Annotated in this window: 5 protein-coding genes; all 5 read right to left on the reverse strand. The window is 39.4% G+C overall.

The window, feature by feature from the left end; translation table 11 throughout:
* Nucleotides 1-83 precede the first annotated feature (83 nt).
* Nucleotides 84-860 (reverse strand): superoxide dismutase, encoded by a 777-nt coding sequence (locus V7Z64_RS12615; protein ID WP_297989544.1) that lies wholly within the window; start codon nucleotides 858-860, stop codon nucleotides 84-86.
* Nucleotides 861-920: 60 nt separating this feature from the next.
* The gene (locus V7Z64_RS12620; protein WP_219984964.1) at nucleotides 921-1,409 is read right to left on the reverse strand and encodes a YpuI family protein; all 489 of its coding nucleotides are present in this window, start codon (nucleotides 1,407-1,409) and stop codon (nucleotides 921-923) included.
* A gap of 13 nt (nucleotides 1,410-1,422) precedes the next feature.
* Complete coding sequence (locus V7Z64_RS12625; protein WP_003394404.1) at nucleotides 1,423-1,842, reverse strand: hypothetical protein; 420 nt, start codon at nucleotides 1,840-1,842, stop codon at nucleotides 1,423-1,425.
* Between the two features lie 121 nt (nucleotides 1,843-1,963).
* The gene (locus V7Z64_RS12630; protein ID WP_297989548.1) at nucleotides 1,964-2,236 is read right to left on the reverse strand and encodes a hypothetical protein; all 273 of its coding nucleotides are present in this window, start codon (nucleotides 2,234-2,236) and stop codon (nucleotides 1,964-1,966) included.
* Between the two features lie 364 nt (nucleotides 2,237-2,600).
* A complete protein-coding gene (locus tag V7Z64_RS12635) occupies nucleotides 2,601-2,972 on the reverse strand; it encodes a hypothetical protein (RefSeq protein ID WP_334110634.1) in 372 nt (123 codons plus the stop codon).
* Nucleotides 2,973-3,097: the final 125 nt, after the last annotated feature.

The following is a 3,097-nucleotide window of genomic DNA, read 5'->3' on the forward strand; positions in this document are numbered from 1 at the left end:
CATTGCCGTCGCATACACTCTCATCCCTTTGTCCGTTTTGTACAAGTGTATGCGCCAGTCAATGATGTATGACAAAAAGACCGCTACATGACGCGGTCTTTCGCTCTTGCCAATCGCCGTTGGACATCATCCCAGTTGACAACATTCCACCATTGTTGGACGTACGTCGCGCGATCGTTTTTATATTGCAAATAATATGCATGTTCCCATACATCTAATACGAGAAGCGGAACAGTCGTCCATTGTGTCCCATGTTGATGTTTTTCGGTTTGTAAAATTTCTAATCGCCCTGCAAACGGCGACCAAACGAGGAGCGCCCATCCGCTTCCTTCTACTTGTTTTGCCACTTCTGTAAAATGTCGTTGAAACGCTTCAAAGCTCCCAAAATCACGTTCGATTTGTTGAAGTAGTTCCCCTGTCGGGCGTCCGCCACCCCGAGGTTTCATATTGTTCCAAAAAATTGTGTGCAAATAATGTCCTGAACCATGAAACGCAGCTTCCCGTTCCCAATGTTTTAATAACGCATAGTCATTTTTTTCGCGCGCCTGTTGCATCATTTTCTCCGCACGATTTAAACCGTCAACATAACTTTGATGATGTTTTTCGTGATGCAAACGCATAATCTCTTCAGCAATATACGGCTCTAATGCGTTGTACGCATACGGTAACCTAGGTAGCGTATGTCCCCCAATGGGTACGCGCTTGCGCTGTAATTGTTCATATATGTTTGTTACTTGCTCATGAATGCGCGCGACATCTCCCCGTTCGAGTTCCACCTTTAATTGCTCAACCGCCTCTTCATTTACAAATGGCTTTACACGTTCAAGCCAGGCTTGCACGTTATAAATATATTGTCGCATACAAACACACCTCCTTCGGCATCATATGCAATAAAAAAGAAGCTGACACTCGCAGCTTCTTTATTGTGATTGAATCATTTTTGTTCGGTAGTCTGTTTCATAAAATTCAAGCTCTTCACGCATCGTTTGAAAGTCGGCTTCGATGGAATGAAGTAATTGTTGCAACGATTGAGGGGCACGTTGCCGCAATTTAATTGAATGTCTCCCCGTGTATGCAGAACGGCTATCTTCATACCATAAATCGCGTTTTGGCGTAAAAAATTCTGCCACACATGAATGATAAATTTTGTATAACGCTTGTTCCGCGGCAGCTTTTCGAAACGGCTCTTCTTGAAGGACGATGCGACATGCGTCAATCCCCTCTTCACCATATACGGCTAAACGGCGTAAATCCGAAAGCACCCCTTCATAATAATGACGATCGCCCGCACATTCCACCTGCATTTGTTCAATCGTCGTTTCGTTTAAATAACGAGTAATTTGCTTGACAATGCGACTCAACAATTGCTCGACTTGCTTCGTTTGATTCAAAACAATAGTGTTGCCCATATGCATCCTCCCTTTACGGTTGCGCAATAAATAAAAGCGGTGATTTCACATCGTACGCTTGTTGCTTCGCAAGCGACTCAAAAACTTCCGGCAGTTTGGCGAAGTCGATCGTTGAAAAATAGCGACGAAGCTCTTCTTCCTCACTTACATATACACGTTTTCGCGTCCGAAGTGATGGATCGACGAGCAAACAGACGAGCGCGACAATATCTTTAAAATATACATCTTTCCCGCTTGCTTGAAATACAGGATCTTGTTCATAAGGCGTCCATTCAAAAAAACGTTCATCAAAATAACGAACATATAGCACATGCAACGTTCGCTCTGTTCCATCGTCGTCAACAAACGTCACTTCCGAACGGTTAAAAAAATCTTCCGACGTATTCGGCTGTGCTTTTTGCAGTTCATAGCCATGACAAGAAATAATTTTCACAAACAATACACCCCTTTTTTTCAACAACGAAGCTACATTTATTTTACCATAAATTATGAATCATGCGAAAAATTTTATCATTCCTATAAAAAAGAAAAAACAGGCACACAAAGATACCTGTTTATTTTCCCGGAAAAATGCCGGTTTCGTATAAGAAGATGGATAAACATAACGCACCGAGCAAGCTTGGAAGCCATATGATCATTTTCACTTTTTTGTCTAGAAGACCGTAGCGCTTACTCACCTTGCCACTTAATATAAAAACAACAGCAACAAAAACTACGATAATTGCACTTTGTAAAATAGAGTGCAAAATATACATTTCTACATAATATTCAACTACTCTTCCAAAAACTAAAACAAAAAGAAGCCCAAAGAAAAAACGAAAACTCATCGTTACTCACCTTTTAAACCGCATTGATGCTGAAATACATTTAGAGTAGTCAAAGACATACTTTGAAGCGTCAATATCAACTTGACACTTGAAATGCTCCCTACCACTATAGTCAATAACACTTATCACTATAAATTTTAATCTCCGTAAAAGGTCAACCTCTTTAAAAAAATCCAAGCGTACTTTATGACTATAAGGGAATGGAATTAAACAATACTTATAATGCTGAAAAAATACAACTATTAAGAAATTTTTAATTACTGATAAATCATGAGTTTTATCTAAAGTAATTGTAATATATGGGTGAATGAGTGATATTTTTTTCTTATCTACGCTTAACATAAACCTATTCACTCACTCGTTTTTATTTTCTATTCATCATTGTTGTTGCCTTTTTCCCCGCTTCGCTAATGCGATTTATTTCGTTCTTAACATAGTTGATGACAGCACTGGTTCCTTTTTTCATTCCATTCAACATTTTGTCATCCATAGAATACACGTTATTAGCGACATCTACAATAAATCCAGATGCTAGCCCACACTTCTGTGCTATCGTTTCACTTGCTCCAGACTTTTTGCATGCTTGATATCCTACATTGTACCCAGCATAGTCAACAATTGCCCTTGCAGCTAGTGATTTTGTTGTTGCATCCAATACATTCAAAAGAATCATCTCCTTGTCATCTTTTATATCACATAATAAGTATATATTGTAAAAAAAAACAATACATTTCATATATTTTTCACTTTAATCGAGTAGGAGGAGGTGATTAACCTCCGTCCTCTCACACCACCGTACGTACGGTTCCGTATACGGCGGTTCAATCAAGATCAATGACGCAAGAATTCGTAACGTTCTTG

The sequence above is a fragment of the Anoxybacillus sp. genome (assembly GCF_036834105.1).
Classification (GTDB): Bacteria; Bacillota; Bacilli; order Bacillales; family Anoxybacillaceae; genus Anoxybacillus.

Bases quoted from the DNA above. Each gene is read 5' to 3' on its own strand.
- V7Z64_RS12620 (WP_219984964.1), bottom strand. From the start codon at position 1,409: ATGGGCAACACTATTGTTTTGAATCAAACGAAGCAAGTCGAGCAATTG.
- V7Z64_RS12635 (WP_334110634.1), bottom strand. From the start codon at position 2,972: ATGAAATGTATTGTTTTTTTTTACAATATATACTTATTATGTGATATA.
- V7Z64_RS12615 (WP_297989544.1), bottom strand. From the start codon at position 860: ATGCGACAATATATTTATAACGTGCAAGCCTGGCTTGAACGTGTAAAG.
- V7Z64_RS12630 (WP_297989548.1), bottom strand. From the start codon at position 2,236: ATGAGTTTTCGTTTTTTCTTTGGGCTTCTTTTTGTTTTAGTTTTTGGA.